This window comes from Flavobacterium sp. YO64 (assembly GCF_004119505.1).
GTDB classification, from domain to species: Bacteria; Bacteroidota; Bacteroidia; order Flavobacteriales; family Flavobacteriaceae; genus Flavobacterium; species Flavobacterium oncorhynchi.
Genome location: NZ_NRQV01000044.1, coordinates 1 through 17830 on the forward strand (window position 1 = coordinate 1; position 17830 = coordinate 17830).

Annotated in this window: 18 protein-coding genes and 3 tRNA genes; 12 read left to right on the forward strand and 9 right to left on the reverse strand. The window is 32.8% G+C overall.

The features are described 5' to 3' along the window. Window positions 1–166: 166 nt before the first annotated feature. The 3 genes from BOW57_RS19250 to BOW57_RS19260 all read right to left on the reverse strand — a co-directional run bounded on the left by BOW57_RS19250 (window position 167) and on the right by BOW57_RS19260 (window position 479). Window positions 167–249: transfer RNA gene (locus BOW57_RS19250), tRNA-Leu, on the reverse strand. A 44-nt stretch (window positions 250–293) separates the two neighbouring features. After that, window positions 294–366, reverse strand: a tRNA-Lys gene (locus BOW57_RS19255). A gap of 40 nt (window positions 367–406) precedes the next feature. Then, window positions 407–479: transfer RNA gene (locus tag BOW57_RS19260), tRNA-Lys, on the reverse strand. A gap of 127 nt (window positions 480–606) precedes the next feature. Here BOW57_RS19260 and BOW57_RS19265 point away from each other — a divergent pair. Continuing rightward, window positions 607–1125, forward strand: a complete 519-nt coding sequence (locus tag BOW57_RS19265) for a shikimate kinase (RefSeq protein ID WP_129056665.1) — start codon at window positions 607–609, stop codon at window positions 1123–1125. Here BOW57_RS19265 and BOW57_RS19270 read toward each other — a convergent pair. Together BOW57_RS19270 and BOW57_RS19275 are read right to left on the reverse strand one after the other, a co-directional pair. After that, window positions 1117–1617: a phosphoribosyltransferase family protein gene (locus BOW57_RS19270; protein WP_089054206.1), complete on the reverse strand. Its 501-nt coding sequence runs from the start codon at window positions 1615–1617 to the stop codon at window positions 1117–1119. The genes BOW57_RS19265 and BOW57_RS19270 overlap by 9 nt on opposite strands. Before the next feature lie 73 nt (window positions 1618–1690). Then, the gene (locus BOW57_RS19275; protein WP_129025724.1) at window positions 1691–2080 is read right to left on the reverse strand and encodes an RNA-binding S4 domain-containing protein; all 390 of its coding nucleotides are present in this window, start codon (window positions 2078–2080) and stop codon (window positions 1691–1693) included. Window positions 2081–2159: 79 nt separating this feature from the next. Between BOW57_RS19275 and BOW57_RS19280 the strand changes: the two genes are divergently transcribed. After that, on the forward strand, window positions 2160–3317 hold the full coding sequence (locus tag BOW57_RS19280) for an FKBP-type peptidyl-prolyl cis-trans isomerase (protein WP_129056667.1): 1158 nt from the start codon (window positions 2160–2162) through the stop codon (window positions 3315–3317). Between the two features lie 265 nt (window positions 3318–3582). On the opposite strand, the gene BOW57_RS19285 is transcribed toward BOW57_RS19280, so the two are convergent. The 3 genes from BOW57_RS19285 to BOW57_RS19295 all read right to left on the reverse strand — a co-directional run bounded on the left by BOW57_RS19285 (window position 3583) and on the right by BOW57_RS19295 (window position 6522). Beyond that, complete coding sequence (locus tag BOW57_RS19285; RefSeq protein ID WP_089054235.1) at window positions 3583–4536, reverse strand: transketolase family protein; 954 nt, start codon at window positions 4534–4536, stop codon at window positions 3583–3585. 76 nt (window positions 4537–4612) lie between these two features. Further along, window positions 4613–5461 (reverse strand): transketolase, encoded by an 849-nt coding sequence (locus BOW57_RS19290; protein ID WP_089054210.1) that lies wholly within the window; start codon window positions 5459–5461, stop codon window positions 4613–4615. Window positions 5462–5661: 200 nt separating this feature from the next. Beyond that, entirely contained in the window at window positions 5662–6522 is an 861-nt protein-coding gene (locus BOW57_RS19295) for a polysaccharide deacetylase family protein (RefSeq protein WP_129056669.1), read from the reverse strand. A 147-nt stretch (window positions 6523–6669) separates the two neighbouring features. Here BOW57_RS19295 and tgt point away from each other — a divergent pair, with 147 nt between their 5' ends. From tgt to BOW57_RS19345, 10 genes are all read left to right on the forward strand, one after another. After that, a complete protein-coding gene (gene tgt, locus BOW57_RS19300) occupies window positions 6670–7800 on the forward strand; it encodes a tRNA guanosine(34) transglycosylase Tgt (RefSeq protein ID WP_089054212.1) in 1131 nt (376 codons plus the stop codon). A gap of 67 nt (window positions 7801–7867) precedes the next feature. Beyond that, window positions 7868–8956: an LptF/LptG family permease gene (locus BOW57_RS19305; RefSeq protein WP_089054213.1), complete on the forward strand. Its 1089-nt coding sequence runs from the start codon at window positions 7868–7870 to the stop codon at window positions 8954–8956. Next, on the forward strand, window positions 8943–9830 hold the full coding sequence (locus BOW57_RS19310) for a DMT family transporter (RefSeq protein WP_089054214.1): 888 nt from the start codon (window positions 8943–8945) through the stop codon (window positions 9828–9830). The genes BOW57_RS19305 and BOW57_RS19310 overlap by 14 nt, the downstream gene beginning before the upstream one ends. A 111-nt stretch (window positions 9831–9941) precedes the next feature. Next, window positions 9942–10895 carry an acetyl-CoA carboxylase carboxyltransferase subunit alpha gene (locus BOW57_RS19315; RefSeq protein WP_089054215.1) on the forward strand — a complete coding sequence of 318 codons (954 nt, stop codon included), beginning with the start codon at window positions 9942–9944 and terminating at the stop codon, window positions 10893–10895. Between the two features lie 140 nt (window positions 10896–11035). Then, window positions 11036–12580 carry a replicative DNA helicase gene (gene dnaB, locus BOW57_RS19320; protein ID WP_089054216.1) on the forward strand — a complete coding sequence of 515 codons (1545 nt, stop codon included), beginning with the start codon at window positions 11036–11038 and terminating at the stop codon, window positions 12578–12580. 189 nt (window positions 12581–12769) lie between these two features. After that, window positions 12770–13132 (forward strand): hypothetical protein, encoded by a 363-nt coding sequence (locus BOW57_RS19325; RefSeq protein ID WP_129056671.1) that lies wholly within the window; start codon window positions 12770–12772, stop codon window positions 13130–13132. Between the two features lie 159 nt (window positions 13133–13291). Then, window positions 13292–13783 (forward strand): hypothetical protein, encoded by a 492-nt coding sequence (locus BOW57_RS19330; protein WP_241687479.1) that lies wholly within the window; start codon window positions 13292–13294, stop codon window positions 13781–13783. A 31-nt stretch (window positions 13784–13814) separates the two neighbouring features. Beyond that, window positions 13815–14606: a sensor histidine kinase gene (locus BOW57_RS19335; protein ID WP_129056675.1), complete on the forward strand. Its 792-nt coding sequence runs from the start codon at window positions 13815–13817 to the stop codon at window positions 14604–14606. A gap of 110 nt (window positions 14607–14716) precedes the next feature. Continuing rightward, the gene (locus tag BOW57_RS19340; RefSeq protein ID WP_129025712.1) at window positions 14717–15382 is read left to right on the forward strand and encodes a response regulator transcription factor; all 666 of its coding nucleotides are present in this window, start codon (window positions 14717–14719) and stop codon (window positions 15380–15382) included. A gap of 336 nt (window positions 15383–15718) precedes the next feature. Continuing rightward, on the forward strand, window positions 15719–16978 hold the full coding sequence (locus BOW57_RS19345) for an asparagine synthetase B (RefSeq protein WP_129056677.1): 1260 nt from the start codon (window positions 15719–15721) through the stop codon (window positions 16976–16978). Here BOW57_RS19345 and BOW57_RS19350 read toward each other — a convergent pair. Then, entirely contained in the window at window positions 16975–17778 is an 804-nt protein-coding gene (locus BOW57_RS19350) for an endonuclease/exonuclease/phosphatase family protein (RefSeq protein WP_129056679.1), read from the reverse strand. The genes BOW57_RS19345 and BOW57_RS19350 overlap by 4 nt on opposite strands. Between the last annotated feature and the right edge of the window lie 52 nt (window positions 17779–17830).

Genomic DNA, 17830 nt, shown 5'->3' on the forward strand with positions numbered 1-17830 from the left:
GAGCTATCGAGTCATTGCATTCCTTGAACGCGGGTGACAAATATAAAGTAAGTTATTTTTGATATAGCAATACCTTTTCGTAAGTAAATTTAATAAATAATTAAAGCAGGCTGTGTAAACAAAAAAATAAGGAAAAATGTGTAAAATTATGCTCTTTCCTTTTTTGTGACCATGGAGGGATTTGAACCCTCACGCCCTTGCGAGCACCACCCCCTCAAGATGGCGAGTCTACCGTTTCTCCACATGGCCTAAAATAAAAAAAGGTCGAGTAAATTAATACTCGACCTTTTTTGTGACCCGACTGGGGCTCGAACCCAGGACCCCATCATTAAAAGTGATGTGCTCTACCGACTGAGCTATCGAGTCATTGCTATCAAGGAAAGTGTTTGTTAAATCACAAAATTTGTGACCCGACTGGGGCTCGAACCCAGGACCCCATCATTAAAAGTGATGTGCTCTACCGACTGAGCTATCGAGTCATATTCTTTCCTTGAATGCGGGTGCAAATATAAGGAGTTTATTTTATTATTTGCAAGCATTTTTATTATAAATTTGTCTTTTTTTAATCAAAATTTACAACGCCTTAATTTATAGGTTATTATTAAAATGAAAAAGATTGTATTATTAGGATATATGGGTTGCGGAAAGTCAACAATTGCCCAAAACTTATCAAAAATTACTGAAATTCCGTTTTTAGATTTAGATGTTTGCATCGAAAAAAAAGCAAATTTGTCTATAAAAGACATTTTTGAGCAGCATGGAGAAATTTATTTTCGAAAATTAGAGCATGAAATGTTCTTAGAATTGCTGCAATCTCCAGAAAATTATATTATAGGTTTGGGTGGAGGGACTCCTTGTTATGCTAATAATCATTTATTATTGCAAAATCAGGATCTTGTTTCAGTTTATTTAAAGGCATCGATTGATACTTTATATAATAGATTAGTACATAATAAGAGTAAACGCCCTTTGATAGCTGATATGAATGAAGAGGAAATGAAAGAATTTATCGCAAAACATTTGTTCGACAGAAGTTTTTACTACAACCACGCGCAATTTAAGGTTGTGGTTGATGATAAAACTGTCGAAGAAACTGTTGAGGATATTTTGAAGATTCTAGCTTAAAAAGGCTGAATCACCATTGCTTTCGTCAAAAACAACCTGAACGTGCTCTAATAAAGAAGTAGATAGTGATATACCTTTGAAGTCTGCTTTTACAGGATACTTTTTATGATTACGATCAACTAGGACCGCTGTTTTGAATTTTTTTAATGGAACGTCTAAAAAGTGGCGAACAGCATAGATTAAAGTTGTGCCCGAATTTAAAACGTCATCAACTAATACCAGTCCTTTGTTTTCATAATCTTCTTTTGGTAAAGACGTATGAATAGGTAATTGCGGATTTTGTTTGTTGATCTTAACTTCGCAAAGAGAAACTTTTAGTGTTGAAATTTCACTTAAAGCTGAAGCAATTTTTTGAGCAAAAATAGATCCGTTTGATGCGATGCCGGCAATAACAACTTCGTTCTCATCAACAAATGTCTCGTAGATTTGATAAGCGATACGTTTTATTTTGTGTTCGATTTCCTGATTGGTTAAGATGATGTTGTTGCTCATGATTTAATTTTTTGGCTAAATTACAAATTTTAAATTCCAATGTTGAGGTTTTGATTTTTTGATGATTTAGAATTTAATTTTCATCGTCTTCATCAATAATGTCATTTCCATATTCGTCAATATCTCTTCGGTCTTTTTTGGTTGGTCTTCCTGTGCCGCTTTTTCGATAATGCTCTTTCGAAAGCTTTAATAATTCAAGATGAGCATAAGCTTCGGGTGGAGTTTCGTTTTTGCGATATATATCGACTAGTTTTGCTCCAACACGATTTTCGGGAATATCAAGTACGGTTATAATTTGAGTAATTTGATCCTTTCTAAAGGTAATTCGGTCAGTAGGGAAAACCTCTTTAGAAGGCTTTGCAACCTGCCCATTTACAGTAATATGGTTCTTTTTGCAGGCTTCGGTTACCATATTTCTGGTTTTGTAATACCGAACACACCACAGGTATTTATCTATTCGCATAATTTTTCTAAAATCAAAGTTAAATTCTTTACAAAAATAAATCAATATTGTATCTTGCGCACCTAAAAAAATGACAATAATGAACAAATTTAAATATTATTTTATTTTATTGCTTGCAGGTATTTCTTTGGTTTCCTGTTCTAAAAAGGATGATGATGAGGATGTGGTGGTGGTGCCGGTAAGGGATTATGCTGAGCAGTATAAAGCGGATAATGATTCTATTATTAAATATTTAAAGACTAATTATATTGAAAATGTAACGCCTGATTTGGATATTACAATCAAGAAGATTCCGGCGGGAGGAACACAAACTTCTATTTGGGATCAGAAAGACTACCCGTTACAGACTAGGCCAGTTTATAATCGTGATGTTAACTACACTGTTTATTATTTAACTTTAAGAAAAGGAACTGGTGAATCACCATGTAATACTGATAAAATTTCTGCAGCTTATAGAGGTAGTTTGTTAAATGGGACTGTTTTTGATAATTCGTACGGGCTTGCAAGAGATTTTGAATTGTATGTGTATAAGACGCAGCCTGTTATAGATGGTTGGGGCGAAATTTTTCCTCAGTTTAAAACTGGAACTTCAAAAACTTCTGATCAAGGAGTTGTTACTTACGAAAATTATGGGGCAGGGGTTATGTTTTTGCCTTCGGGACTTGGCTATTATGCTAGTCCGCCAACTTCGGGGACAATACCAACATATGCTCCTTTAGTTTTTAGTTTTAAATTGTATGATCTTCAGAGATTAGATCATGAATATACATCTTTAACAAATGGTACAACAGTTACTGTAGGTGATGGAGTTCCTGATTATTTAGAAGATCTTAAAGGGGATGGTTATCTTTATGATTTAAGAGATAAGGTAAGATATCCAAATCCTCCAGCTAATTTTGCTAATGATACAGATGGTGATGGAATTGCAGACTTCTTAGATCTTGATGATGATGGAGATGGTTTTAGTACTAGATTTGAAGTTACAAAACCGGCTGATGCTCCTAATACAGGTATAAGTAAGTATTATCCTTGGAATCCAATTGGGGATAATCCTGCTACTCCAAATATAGATGAGACGGAGACTTATGGTATTCCTAGGAGACCAACCGGAGCGCTTACTGATCCTTCGAAACCGGAATCAATTAATAATCCGAGAAAGTTTATTGAAGACGATTATAAAGCAAATCCAAGATTAAGAATTTATTTAGATAAAACGTATCCTTATCAAAAGAATTAGATTTGTTACAATGCAAAAAAAAAAAACCTCGAAATATGAATTTCGAGGTTTTTTTTATGTTAAAACGTAGTTGAGATATGTTTTTGTTAGTTAATAATCTTAGAAAATTTATTAAAGATAATTTATAATATCAATCTGAATCTAAGAGTGAGAATTTGTTTAGATAAAAATGTATAATGTAATGAGGATTGAATCTGTAACAAGTATATAAAAAACCTCGAAATGTAAATTTCGAGGTTTTTTTATAAAGTAAGAAAATTGAAAATTATTTTCTTTTGATAACTCTTTCTACAGCTTCAACAATTGCTTGATTGTTTAGTTTGTATTTTTCCATTAATTGTTCTGGAGTTCCAGATTCACCAAAACTATCTTGTACCGCTACGAATTCTTGCGGAGTAGGATTGTTTAAAGCTAATACTCCTGAAATGCTTTCTCCAAGACCTCCAAGGTAGTTGTGCTCTTCGGCAGTAACTATACATTTTGTTTTAGCAACCGATTTAAGGATAGCTTCTTCGTCAAGAGGTTTGATTGTGTGAATGTTGATTACTTCTGCAGAGATTCCTTTTGCTTCTAGAGCTTCAGCAGCAATAAGAGCTTCCCAAACTAAGTGTCCTGTTGCAACAATTGTTACATCAGTTCCTTCGTTTAATAAAATTGCTTTTCCAATTACAAATGGTTCGTCAGCAGGAGTAAAGTTAGCTACAACCGGACGGCCGAAACGTAAGTAAGCTGGGCCGTGGTGATCTGCTAATGCAATAGTAGCAGCTTTAGTTTGGTTGTAATCGCAAGTATTGATTACAGTCATTCCTGGCAGCATTTTCATTAATCCAATGTCTTCTAAGATTTGGTGAGTTGCACCGTCTTCTCCTAATGTTAAACCAGCATGAGATGCACAGATTTTTACATTTTTATCAGAGTAAGCAACAGATTGACGAATTTGATCGTAAACTCTTCCTGTTGAGAAGTTAGCGAAAGTTCCTGTAAATGGAATTTTGCCTCCAATTGTTAAACCAGCAGCGATTCCGATCATGTTAGCTTCTGCGATTCCAATTTGGAAAAAACGCTCAGGGTGATTTTTCTTGAAATCATCAAATTTTAATGATCCAATTAAATCGGCACATAATGCCACAACGTTCTCGTTTTTCTGACCTAATTCAGTCATTCCCGCTCCAAAACCAGAACGAGTATCTTTACTTCCTGTATTTTCGTATTTTTTCATTTTTGTTTTTTGCTATATGCAATAGGCTGTAATGTATTAGACTTATGGCTTAATACTTACTGCTTAAAGCTTCTTTTTAATAGTCTGCTAAAGTTGAAATGTTTTGAGCTAAAGCACTTGCCAATTGATCATTGTTTGGTGCTTTTCCATGCCATGCATGTGTGTGCATCATAAAGTCAACCCCGTTACCCATTTCTGTATGTAATAAAATACAAACTGGTTTTCCTTTTCCTGTTCTAGATTTAGCATCAGTCAAACCAGCGATAATTGCGTCAATATTGTTTCCTTCTTTGATTTCAAGAACGTCCCAGTCAAAAGCTTCGAATTTAGCACGAAGACTTCCCATTGCTAGAACTTCATCAGTTGTTCCGTCAATTTGTTTTCCGTTAACGTCGATTGTTGCAATAAGGTTGTCTACTTTTTTAGCAGAAGCATACATGATAGCTTCCCAGTTTTGACCTTCTTGTAATTCTCCGTCTCCGTGAAGAGTATAGATTAAATGATTGTCGTTATTTAATTTTTTAGCCTGAGCAGCACCAAGAGCTACAGATAAACCTTGTCCTAATGATCCAGAAGCCATACGAACTCCAGGTAATCCTTCGTGAGTTGTTGGGTGTCCTTGTAAACGAGAGTTTAATAATCTGAAAGTAGCAAGTTCTGAAACAGGGAAATAACCGCTTCGAGCTAAAACGCTGTAAAATACTGGCGAAATGTGACCGTTTGATAAAAAGAAGATGTCTTCTCCAATTCCATCCATGTCAAAACCTTCTTTACGATCCATAATGTTTTGGTATAGAGTTACCAAAAATTCAGTACAACCTAATGAACCACCTGGGTGACCTGAGTTGACAGCATGTACCATTCTAAGAATGTCTCTTCTTACTTGGATCGTTAAATCGCTTAATTGTTGTGTGTTAGGCTTCATTTTATATGTAAAAGTTAAACTGGAGCAAAAGTAATTTTTATTTTGCGGGCTGACAAATGATTTTTTGCTTTAGTTTGTCGCAATTGTTAAATTATGCCGCTTTTCTCCAGATATTGTATGAAATAGAAAATTCCTGCAGATATTGCATCAAATTATCAATGCAGATTGAAATGTTTTTATAGTAAGTAAAAGTTGATAAACTACACAGTTTTACTAATCTCTTTCCATGTGACTAATTGAATATTGTTTTCTTTGAGTTTTAATTTACATTCATCGCTGGTAAAAAAATCAAAGTCAATTTGGCGCCATTCTGATCCAAAATTGGGATGATTAATTGTAATGCCCTGCATTTCAAAATTATCAAAAGCCGGGTGAAGCAAGAAAACATTGAATCCTGGAATTACATTGTCTAAAGCTTTTTCATATGATTTTTTAAGTTCTCCTTTTTCGAAATCACTGTAATATCCAATTAGAAGATTATCGGCTAAAAGGGTATTTGTGAAATCATATTTTTTATCAGACAGGCTAATGGATTCGACAAAACCTTTATTAATGAAAACTGGTAAATTATATGTTTTTCCCAGCTCTTTATAAATTTCTAAAATTTCTGGAGTTACACCAATACTGCACATATGTGAATCGAGATGCGTTGGTTGAATACCAAATTGCAAAGCTCTTTCAATTTGGGCGGTAAGTTCCTTTTTAATTTCAGAAGGTTTTGCATTGTTCTTGAAATCTTTTCTTGTTTTGTAGAAATAACCGTTTTGATTGACTAAGCTTGGAACTTCTGATACAGGAAGAACTGGGCCGAATTTGTAATTTTCCCATTCGCAAGTTAAAGTCAAATGAATTCCGCAGTCGTAATTTGGATTTTCTTTAGCGAAAGCTGCCATTTCAAAAAACCACGGACAAGGAACCATTATGCTGTAAGAGTTTACAGATCCGTTTTGGAGAGCTTTTATCGTTGCTTGATTTTCTGAATGTGATAATCCGGCATCATCGGCGTGAATAATTAATAGTTTGGTGTTTTCAGGATATCCAAGTTTTTGAGCTAAGTTCATTTTATTGATTTTATTCAAATTTAAAAATTTCTAGAGTTTAGGTTTTATATTGTTTTGGAATTAACTCAATTTTATAATTGACAAATTATCGAATTAATTAAATTTCCCTGAAATTAGCTTATCTTTGCCGACTGAAAAAAGAAACAAATGAAGTTCGATTTATTACAAAAAGATCCGCAGTCTAAAGCAAGAGCGGGAAGTATAACTACTGATCACGGCGTAATAGAAACGCCTATTTTTATGCCTGTTGGAACGGTGGCTTCTGTAAAAGGAGTACATCAGCGTGAATTGAAAGATGATATTAATCCAGATATTATCCTTGGAAATACATATCATTTGTATTTGCGTCCGCAGACAGAAATTCTTGAAAAAGCTGGTGGATTGCATAAATTCATGAATTGGGATCGTAATATTTTAACGGATTCTGGAGGATATCAAGTGTATTCTCTTTCTTCAAATAGAAAAATTAAGGAAGAAGGAGTAAAGTTCAAATCGCATATAGATGGTTCATATCACTTTTTTACGCCAGAAAATGTAATGGAAATTCAGCGTACAATTGGAGCCGATATTATTATGGCTTTTGACGAGTGTACACCATATCCTTGTGATTACAGATATGCACAGCGTTCTATGCACATGACGCACCGTTGGTTAGATCGTTGTATCAATCATTTAGAAAAAGTTCCATACAAATACGGTTACGAACAAACGTTTTTTCCTATTGTTCAAGGAAGTACATATAAAGATTTACGTCGTCAGTCAGCTGAATATATTGCAAACGCAGGACAGCAAGGAAATGCAATTGGCGGATTGTCAGTTGGAGAACCTGCTGAGGAAATGTACGCAATGACTGAAGTGGTTTGCGAAATTCTTCCAGAAGATAAACCTCGTTATTTAATGGGTGTTGGGACTCCTATAAATATATTAGAAAATATTGCGTTAGGAATTGATATGTTCGATTGTGTTATGCCTACGCGTAATGCAAGAAACGGAATGTTGTTTACTGCAAATGGAACAATCAATATTAAAAACAAAAAGTGGGAGGCTGATTTTTCTCCTATCGACGAAATGGGACATACTTTTGTAGATACAGAATACTCAAAAGCATATTTACGTCACTTATTTGCAGCCAACGAGTATTTAGGAAAACAAATTGCAACGATTCATAATCTTGGTTTTTATATGTGGTTGGTTCGTGAAGCTAGAAAACATATCTTAGCTGGCGATTTTAGACCATGGAAAGAAATGATGGTTAAAAATATGAGTCAAAGACTTTAAAATATGTTTATTTGTTTAATCGTTTATTCGGTTAAACGATTAAACAGATAAACGATTAAATCTTACTATGTTAACAATAATAGATAAATACATCTTAAAAAGATACCTTGGAACTTTTTCTGTGATGCTGCTTTTGTTTGCGCCAATCGGAATCGTAATTGATGTATCTGAGAAAGTTAATAAGATGCTGGAAAACAAGATTCCATTTATGGATATTGCGCTCTATTATTACAATTTTACTATTTATTTTATAAATTCCTTATTTCCGATATTTCTGTTTTTGTCAGTAATTTGGTTTACATCAAAACTGGCAAATAATACAGAAATTATTGCGATTTTAAGTTCGGGTATTTCGTATACGAGATTCTTGCGTCCTTATATTATTGGTGCTACAATTGTTTCTATTTTTGTTTTATTAATGGGGTTTTTCATTGTTCCAGCGGCGAGTGAAGGCTATAATAATTTTAGATATACTTATCTTAAAGGAAATGGAAAAGAACTTATGCGGGGTGAAAACACAAATGTTTACAGACAGATAAATGATCATGATTTTATTTTTGTAAATAGTTTTAATGAGGAAACAAAAACAGCATTTAATTTTACATTAGAACACTTTGAAAAAGAGAAGTTAACCTATAAAATTACTGCAAGTCGTATTAAGTGGGATCCAAAACTGAAAACGTATATTTTGTATGATTATACAAAAAGAACTTTAGGCGAATTGAATGATGTAATTGAAAAGGTTCCCGAAAAGAATGTCAAGTTTAAATTTGAACTTGCTGATTTAACTCCTGTTGTATACATAGCGGAAACGCTTACTTTGGGCAAGTTAATCGACTTTATCGATAAAGAGAAAAAGAGAGGTTCAGGTAATATTAATACCTATTTAGTAGTTCTTTATAAAAAATACAGTGTGCCGGTTTCGGCTTTTATCTTAACCATTATTGCGGTTGCGGTTTCTTCTATGAAACGTCGAGGTGGTATGGGAACAAATTTAGCGATTGGTATTGCGATTGCTTTTTCATTTGTGTTTTTTGATAAAATATTTGGTACTCTTGCCGAAAAATCTACTTTCTCACCATTTTTAGCTGTTTGGTTTCCAAATATTGTTTTTGGAATTTTAGCAGTGTACTTATTACGTAATGCGAAACGATAATTTAAAAAGTTACTTAAATCTTCACTTAATTGTTTTTATCTGGGGTTTTACGGCTATTTTGGGTGCTTTAATAACTATTGATGCCGAAAATTTAGTTTGGTTCAGAATGTTGATAGCGGGAATTTTTCTGGGTGGATTTATTGTCTACAAAAAACAGTCTTTTGCTATATCTGCGCAATCTTTTGCTAAACTCATTTTTGTTGGATTATTGATAGCGCTTCACTGGATTTTTTTCTTCAAAGCGATTCATGTCTCTAATGTTTCAATAACCTTGTCTATTTTTTCGCTCGGAGCTTTTTTTGCTTCTTTATTAGAGCCGCTTTTTTATGGGCGTAAAATTCTGTGGTACGAGGTTTTCTTTGGATTAGTTATTATCGCAGGTTTAGCCTTGATACTTCAAGTAGAAATAAAGTATCTAACGGGAGTTTATTATGCTTTAATATCAATAATTCTAGGAGTTTTATTCACTTTGATGAATGGCAAACTTATATCAGATCATGAACCATCTTTAATTACATTTTATGAATTTGGAGCTGGAGTTTTTTTTATCACAATTTATTTTTTGGTTTTAGGAAAATTCAACGCCGATTTTTTTGTGATGTCATTAAACAATTGGGTTTTGTTGTTGGTTTTAGCTTCTGTTTGCACGGCTTATGCATTTACAGCTTCGGTGAAAGTGATGCAGCGACTAACGCCTTATACAGTAATGTTAACGACTAATTTAGAACCTGTTTACGGAATTATGCTGGCTTATTTTATTCTTGGCGGAAAAGAAAAAATGAGTACAGAATTTTATATTGGCGCTTTGATAATTGTAATTACAGTTATTTTAAACGGCGTTTTTAAACATTACCAAAACAAGAAAAAACTGTAGAGTTTTACTTATTTTTAAATTACAATTTGATACTTTAATAACAATTAACTACGCCAATGATATAATATTTTTATATTTGCGGTTCGATTTAAAAACAAAATTCAAAAATCCATGGAATATTTAGATTTTGAGCTTCCAATAAAAGAACTTGAAGAACAGTTAGAAAAGTGCGTTATAATTGGAAAAGAATCTGATGTTGATGTTACGCCTACTTGTAAAGAAATCAACAAGAAATTAGTAGAGACTAAGAAAGAAATATACAAAAACCTTACGGCTTGGCAGCGTGTACAATTGTCAAGACATCCAAATAGGCCTTATACTTTAGATTATATCAGAGCAATTTGCGGTGATACTTTTTTAGAGCTTCATGGAGACAGAAACTTTAAAGATGATAAAGCAATGGTTGGCGGTCTTGGTAAAATAAACGGACAGTCGTATATGATCATTGGTCAGCAAAAAGGAACAAATACTAAAACACGTCAGTATCGTAATTTTGGTATGGCAAATCCTGAAGGATACCGTAAAGCTTTGCGTTTAATGAAAATGGCAGAGAAATTTGGGATTCCAGTTGTAACTTTAGTAGATACTCCGGGTGCTTATCCAGGACTTGAAGCTGAAGAACGCGGGCAAGGAGAAGCTATCGCTAGAAACATTTTCGAAATGGTTCGTTTACAAGTGCCAATTATCACAATTATTGTTGGTGAAGGTGCTTCTGGAGGTGCTTTAGGAATTGGTGTTGGAGACAAAGTTTATATGTTAGAAAATACGTGGTATTCTGTAATTTCACCAGAATCATGTTCTTCTATTTTATGGAAAAGCTGGGAGTACAAAGAACGTGCTGCTGAAGCTTTGAAATTGACTTCATCTGATATGAAAAAACAAAAATTAGTTGATGATGTTATTCCTGAACCACTTGGCGGCGCACACTACGACAGAGAAACTACTTTTAAAACAGTTGCGGAATATATTACTAAAGGATATAACGAATTGAAAGACTTATCAACAGCTGAGCTAATTGCCCAAAGAATGGACAAATACAGCAATATGGGCGAGTTTAAAGAGTAAATTCATAAAATATTATTTTAAATCCGAAGCCCTGCGGTTTCGGATTTTTTTTTGGTTATCAACAAAAAAAACTTATTTATAAACACACAATAGTTATAACTCGATAACAATTTTTTTTTAAATTTTGTTACTTTCGCTATATGGAAAATTTCAAAAACGTAAACCCTATAAAAGTCGATAAAACCACTATTATTAATCTGGAGAAAGGTAAATTACCTCCACAGGTAATAGAGATGGAAGAGGCTGTTCTTGGGGCAATGATGATCGATAAAAAAGGGGTTGATGATGTAATTGATATTTTGCAGCCTGATGCTTTTTACAAAGAATCGCACAAGCATATTTTTGAAGCAATTTTACAGCTTTTTACAGAAACGCAGCCAATAGATTTGTTGACGGTTTCAAGTCAATTAAAGAAAAATGGAAAATTAGAAATAGCAGGCGGAGATTTTTATTTAATTCAGCTTACTCAAAAGATTGCGTCTTCTGCCCATATCGAATTTCACTCTCGTATTATTCTTCAAAAATTCATTCAAAGAAGTTTGATTCGAATTTCATCTGAGATTATCGAAGAATCATATGATGAAAGTACAGACGTATTTGATTTGCTGGATAAAGCCGAGTCAAAATTATACGAAGTTACACAAGGAAATATTAAACGTAGTTCTGAAACTGCTCAGAGTTTAGTTTTACAAGCAAAGAAAAAAATTGAGGAAATTGCTGGTAAAGAAGGTTTGAGTGGTGTTGAAACAGGTTTTCATAATCTAGATAAATTAACTTCTGGATGGCAGCCCAGCGATTTAATTATTATTGCAGCGAGACCTGCGATGGGAAAAACAGCCTTTGTACTTTCGATGGCAAGAAATATTGCGATTCAATATGGACATGGGGTAGCTTTGTTCTCTTTGGAGATGGCATCAGTTCAGTTGATTACGAGGCTTATTTCTTCTGAAACAGGATTGTCTTCTGAAAAATTAAGAACAGGAAAATTAGAAAAACACGAATGGGAGCAGCTGAGTACTAAAGTAAAAGATTTAGAAAAAGCCCCATTGTTTATTGATGATACACCATCACTTTCGATATTCGATTTACGTGCAAAATGCCGTCGTTTAGTTTCACAGCATAGTATCAAAATTATAATCATTGATTATTTGCAGTTGATGACTGCTGGAGGAAATAATAAAGGAGGAGGAAATCGTGAGCAGGAAATTTCGACAATTTCCCGAAACTTAAAAGCCTTAGCAAAAGAGTTAAATGTTCCAGTAATTGCACTTTCGCAGTTGTCGCGTGCTGTTGAAACGCGTGGATCAAGTAAGCGTCCGTTACTATCGGATCTTCGTGAATCTGGAGCTATTGAGCAGGATGCTGATATTGTTTCGTTTTTATACCGACCAGAATATTATAAAATCGAAGAGTGGGATGATGATGAAGCTTCGCCAACAGCAGGTCAGGCCGAAATTATGATCGCGAAACACCGTAATGGTGGTATTGAAAACATTCGATTGAAATTTATAGGACACTTAGGAAAATTTGATAATCTTGATGATTTTTCAGGTGGTTATGATGATTTACCATCAAAAATGAACCATGATGATAATCCGTTTATTACGAAGAATCTACCTTCGGCAAATGAAGCTTTTGGCAGTAATTTGAATGACGATGATGATGATAGTGATGTTCCTTTTTAATTGAAAAAAGAGATAATAAAATAAATAAATCTTTGTAAGTTAAATACTTACGAAGATTTTTTTTTATTCAGCAGTTCCTTAACGATCTGCAATTTTGCGTAATAATATTTCTTATATAAAATTAATTCGGTAGTTTAGCAAATCCAATTAACAAATTAAATACTATTAACCAATTTAAATCAAAAAACCATGAAAGAAGAAGACTTTCCAGGACCTATTAAAATTACAAAAGCGACTGCTGAAAAATGGGAGGAAAAATATCAAAAAGATACCACAATTGAAGACAGTACTAAAAAAGTAAAAGCTTTTTTAATACCAAGAGAAAGTTTAGAAATGGTATTAAAGCTTAATACTGTTGCTGTTCGTGCGCATATTGGAATTAATGATCAAAACGAAAGGACGTTAATTTTTGTTGGAGCAAGATATGATAAAGAAACAGATACTTATGTAGATGTTTATGGGCCGCCTGTTCAGCCAAAAAATGCTGAAGATGCAGATCCAGGTGAAGATGAAGATGCTTATGATGGTGCTCGTCCTTGTCCTCCATATTGATTTAAAAAAAAATACAAAGTGGATGATTTTTTAATTTATTCAGCTTATTTGATTTTATTATTAAATCTTATATTATATTCATATAGCTTTTTCCGAAAGGAAAAAGCTAATGTTTTTTTTGTTTCTTATTTAGCTTTTTCATTTTTACTGCAAATCTATATGGAGATTATTTATTTCCTAAGAGGGAATAATTTGCTGGCTATTAATATATTCTTTGTAGGACAAATGATATTATTAGGGTTGTTCTATAATTCATTGATGCACATAAAAAACCAAAAGTTATTTGTAAAAACTAGTTTGATAATTGCTTTAATGGTCTTAGGAATGCAATTTATTATGGATCCCAATCAATTTTTTAAATTTAATTTATTTGAAATTACATTAACATCCTTGCTGATTGTTGTTTTTGCTCTAATTCATTTCTATAATATGCTTACCGAAAATAAAGAATATTATTATATCAGCATTGGTATTGTTTTTTATTTGCTAACCAGTACAGTGCTGTTTTTGGTAGGTAATCTTTCGCCCGAATTAAGTGCTGATCTAAAATACATAACGTGGATGTTGAATGCTTTTTTAATCGTGGTTTATCAGCTTTTTATTTTATACGATTGGATTAAAAGCAATCCTAAAAAAGGTTCATTAGTTTAACTGAAAAACTTGCGATAAAGATTAACTTAATATGAGAACGAACTCAATTCCTGAAAAAGAACTTGTTGCCATAATTTTATATATTTCACTTTTCTTTATAGTTGTAGCAGTTGTTTTAATAATATTCTTTTATTTCTCTAGAAAGAAAATAATTCAAAAGGAAATCGAGAATAAAAATCTTGAAATTCAACATCAAAAAGATCAGCTTCATGCTATAATTGTTACCCAAGAAGAAGAGCGAAAACGAATTGCTCAGGATTTACATGACGATATTAGTTCTAAACTGAATATAGTTTCACTAAATAGTCATTTGCTTACTTCTCCTAATTTAACTGAACAGGAAATAAGCGAAATAACCGAAAATATTATTTCACTTACTGCAAAAGCGCTTGAGAATTCAAGAAAAATTGCACATAATTTGTTGCCGCCAGTTTTTGAAAAATTTGGACTTAATGCGGGAATTGAAGAGTTATGTGAAGAATTTGAAAGTGGAAAATCAGTGCAGACACATTATGAAAATGAGCTTGATTTTGACGAGAATGATATTGATCGTCATTTGCATGTTTTTAGAATTCTTCAAGAGTTGATGAACAATTCTGTTCGCCACGGAAAAGCTGCTGAAATTTGGATCAGTTTTAAGTTGGTAGATCAAATTCCAACTTGTTATTATGAAGATAATGGAGTAGGGTTTGACAGCAAAAATGCCGAAAATCAAAAAGGACTTGGTTGGAAAAATATTGATTCTCGAATATCTTTCTTGAATGGAACAATTAAGTTAAAGTCTGAAATAGGCAAAGGACTTGCTGTTGTTTTTACTTTTTAGCAGAGTATAGTGTTTAAAAACTAGATTTTAACCAATTTAACAGGAGTTTCGAGGTTTTTTTGGTTCAAATTTCGTAATTTCGGGAAACCAAATGACCAAAAACAGAAAAAATGAATCCCGTTATAAAAATTGCTTTAGTCGATGACGAAGTATTGTTTCGAAAAGGAATAGCTTTTTTATTGCAAAGAGAAGCTAATATTGAAATTGTTTTTGAATCCTCAAATGGCGAAGAATTAGTTTCAAAGCTGCAAGAAAATGATAATATACCAGATATTATTATCATGGATTTGAAAATGCCTGTTTTAAATGGTGTTGAAGCAACAAAAATTATTCGAAAATCTTTCCCTCAAATAAAAATTATTGCACTTACTAGTTACGATTCTAAATCATTTATTGCAAATATGATTCAGGTTGGAGCTGTTGCTTATTTAATTAAAAATACAACTCCAAAAGATTTAATTAAAACCATTAATGAAGTTTACACAAAAGGATTTTATTATAACGAAAGTGTTCTAAAAACAATTCAAGAAACAATTGTTTCTTCGAAAAACTCTAAAGGAAGTTTAGAAACTAGTTTTCTTTCGCCTCGTGAAATTGAAATTCTTCAACTTATTTGTCAGCAAAAAACAACTACAGAAATTGCAGAGCATCTTTTTTTGAGTCCGAGAACGGTCGAAGGGCATCGCAATAATTTATTGCTAAAAACAGAATCTAGAAATATTGCTGGTTTAGTAGTATACGCTATTCAAAACGAAATTGCAGTTTTGACTCTATAAATTTAGCTGGTTAAAAAATGAATAGATAATACATAGTATAGTATTATCGTAAATACAAGTAAACAAAGACCTATTTTTTGTATTACATTAAGACCTTTTGGTTGGTTGTTACTATCATTAAACTTCATGGCTATGGTTTTACATTGATTAGTTTGATGATTTGGGATTTCAAATGTAAGTAGTTTTTTCATTTAAAGAGTACGTGTTTATACGTGTTTTTCTATTACCGTGATTCATTTATGTATATTGACTTTTAACGTTTTATTTAATTATAAAACATTTATATCTTTTGTGTTTTTGCAGGTATCCTTATATCTTTACTAAAATAATTTTCTGATGAAAAAAAACTTCCTATATATATTTATTGTGTTGCTGTCATTTCAAGCTAAAGCTTCGTTTATACTGCTTCCAATGGATGAGACCACTCAGCAGAATCACTTAAAGGCATACGGGATAACATATTGGTGTTTAAGTAAAGATTATAAAGCAAGCTGGCTGCTTAATTATCGCGGCGGTTCATTTTTACTACCTGATGCTGAGGAAATTCGCAAAGAATGTAAAATTAGAGGAGTAAGTTTTGAGATACTTTCTGATAGTGAAGAAGCTTCTTTATTAAATGATATTTCCAGTCCGTCTCAAAATATGGAATCTGTTATTCTTGAAAAAGCACCAAAAATTGCAGTTTATACTCCAAAAGGAAAACAACCATGGGATGATGCTGTGACGCTGGTTTTGACTTATGCCGAAATTCCATTTACACCAATTTATGACGAGGAAGTTTTAAGTGATCAATTATTGCTTTATGATTGGCTTCATTTACATCATGAAGATTTTACTGGGCAATATGGAAAATTTTATACCGCTTATAAAAATACGCCATGGTATATTGAACAAAAGAAAGATGCCGAAGCTTTAGCCGCAAAATTGGGCTATCCTAAAGTTTCAATCGAGAAAGGAGCAGTTGCCAAAAAAATTAGAGATTTTGTAGTTGGCGGAGGTTTTATGTTTGCAATGTGTTCAGCTACTGATAGCTTTGATATTGCTCTTGCCGCTGACGGCGTTGATATTTGTGAAACTATGTTTGATGGAGATCCAAGTGAATCTAATTATCAATCAAAATTGAATTATGGAAATTCATTTGCGTTTAAAAACTTTATTTTAGAACGAAGACCAGAAGTTTATGAGTTTTCAGATATTGATATGACCTCCGTACGTCGAGTTCCTATGGATAAAGATTATTTTACTTTAATGGAATTTTCTGCAAAGTGGGATCCAATTCCAAGTATGTTATGTCAGAATCATACTCAATTGGTAAAAGGATTTATGGGACAGACAACCTCGTTTAATGAAACTTTGGTAAAATCAAATGTTCTTGTAATGGGAACTTGTGAAATAAATGGTGAAGCCAGGTATATTCATGGTGAAAAAGGAAAAGGAATGTTTACTTTTTTTGGAGGCCATGATCCAGAAGATTATCAGCATCAAGTTGGTGATCCGCCTACTGTTTTAGATTTACATCCAAATTCTCCGGGTTATCGTTTAATTTTAAATAATGTTTTATTTCCTGCTGCAAAAAAGAAAAAACTGAAAACTTAATTGAGTGAAAATTCAAACCAAATCGGAATATGATCTGATATTTTTCTAGCTTCTTGAAGAGAATCAAATTTTTTGTAAAATAAAATTACTCCAGATCGAGTATTTTTAAACTTAGCAGGATTGTAGAAAATATTGTCAAATTCAGACGCTAAACATTCGTCATATTTGCATTTTTGTTTTAAAGTAGTTTTTTGCTTTTGTAGAATTGATGTATATCCAACTTTTTTTAGCGGATTGAAAACGGTATGTGATTCTGGACAATTAAAATCACCTGCAAAAACTAAATTTAAATTTGGATATTCTTGAGGAAGAAATTTAAAATACTTAATTTCGGTTTCAGGCTGTTTCTTTTTTGTAATAGCGTGAAAATTAACTAGTGTTACCGTTTTTTTATCAATTTCAAATGTTGCAAAATAAGGTTCTCGGTCAATTTCTAACGAATATTTTTTTTCAAGCCAAGGATTTCCTTTTAGTTTAGCTTTGCTGGTTTTCCAAAGAAAAGCATAACGTTCTGTTTTGTAGCTTGTGCCGCTGGTTGGTTCACTAATGGTATAATCCCATTTTGATCCTTTTTCATTTAATAATTGTGAAAGTTTTGCAACAGTTTGTGCACCGCCATATCCTGCTACAATTTCTTGAATCGCGACAATATCGTAATCTTGAACGGTAGCAGCGATAAAATTTAAGCTGGATTGAGTTTTTGATTTACCAAAATTTTCCAAATTCCAAGAAAGAAATTTGGTTTGCGAAAATGAATGAGCTGTAAATAGTAAGAGAACGTAAATTATAATGTTTTTCATCTGCTTATAAAAAAATCAAAGATAAGCAATTGGTTTTTTCTCCTTCTTTTTA

Bases quoted from the DNA above. Each gene is read 5' to 3' on its own strand.
- tgt (WP_089054212.1), top strand. From the start codon at position 6,670: ATGAAGTTCGATTTATTACAAAAAGATCCGCAGTCTAAAGCAAGAGCG.
- BOW57_RS19345 (WP_129056677.1), top strand. From the start codon at position 15,719: ATGAAAAAAAACTTCCTATATATATTTATTGTGTTGCTGTCATTTCAA.
- BOW57_RS19290 (WP_089054210.1), bottom strand. From the start codon at position 5,461: ATGAAGCCTAACACACAACAATTAAGCGATTTAACGATCCAAGTAAGA.
- BOW57_RS19340 (WP_129025712.1), top strand. From the start codon at position 14,717: ATGAATCCCGTTATAAAAATTGCTTTAGTCGATGACGAAGTATTGTTT.
- BOW57_RS19280 (WP_129056667.1), top strand. From the start codon at position 2,160: ATGAACAAATTTAAATATTATTTTATTTTATTGCTTGCAGGTATTTCT.
- BOW57_RS19285 (WP_089054235.1), bottom strand. From the start codon at position 4,536: ATGAAAAAATACGAAAATACAGGAAGTAAAGATACTCGTTCTGGTTTT.
- BOW57_RS19275 (WP_129025724.1), bottom strand. From the start codon at position 2,080: ATGCGAATAGATAAATACCTGTGGTGTGTTCGGTATTACAAAACCAGA.
- BOW57_RS19335 (WP_129056675.1), top strand. From the start codon at position 13,815: ATGAGAACGAACTCAATTCCTGAAAAAGAACTTGTTGCCATAATTTTA.
- BOW57_RS19305 (WP_089054213.1), top strand. From the start codon at position 7,868: ATGTTAACAATAATAGATAAATACATCTTAAAAAGATACCTTGGAACT.
- BOW57_RS19315 (WP_089054215.1), top strand. From the start codon at position 9,942: ATGGAATATTTAGATTTTGAGCTTCCAATAAAAGAACTTGAAGAACAG.
- BOW57_RS19325 (WP_129056671.1), top strand. From the start codon at position 12,770: ATGAAAGAAGAAGACTTTCCAGGACCTATTAAAATTACAAAAGCGACT.
- dnaB (WP_089054216.1), top strand. From the start codon at position 11,036: ATGGAAAATTTCAAAAACGTAAACCCTATAAAAGTCGATAAAACCACT.
- BOW57_RS19330 (WP_241687479.1), top strand. From the start codon at position 13,292: ATGGAGATTATTTATTTCCTAAGAGGGAATAATTTGCTGGCTATTAAT.
- BOW57_RS19295 (WP_129056669.1), bottom strand. From the start codon at position 6,522: ATGAACTTAGCTCAAAAACTTGGATATCCTGAAAACACCAAACTATTA.
- BOW57_RS19310 (WP_089054214.1), top strand. From the start codon at position 8,943: ATGCGAAACGATAATTTAAAAAGTTACTTAAATCTTCACTTAATTGTT.
- BOW57_RS19265 (WP_129056665.1), top strand. From the start codon at position 607: ATGAAAAAGATTGTATTATTAGGATATATGGGTTGCGGAAAGTCAACA.
- BOW57_RS19270 (WP_089054206.1), bottom strand. From the start codon at position 1,617: ATGAGCAACAACATCATCTTAACCAATCAGGAAATCGAACACAAAATA.
- BOW57_RS19350 (WP_129056679.1), bottom strand. From the start codon at position 17,778: ATGAAAAACATTATAATTTACGTTCTCTTACTATTTACAGCTCATTCA.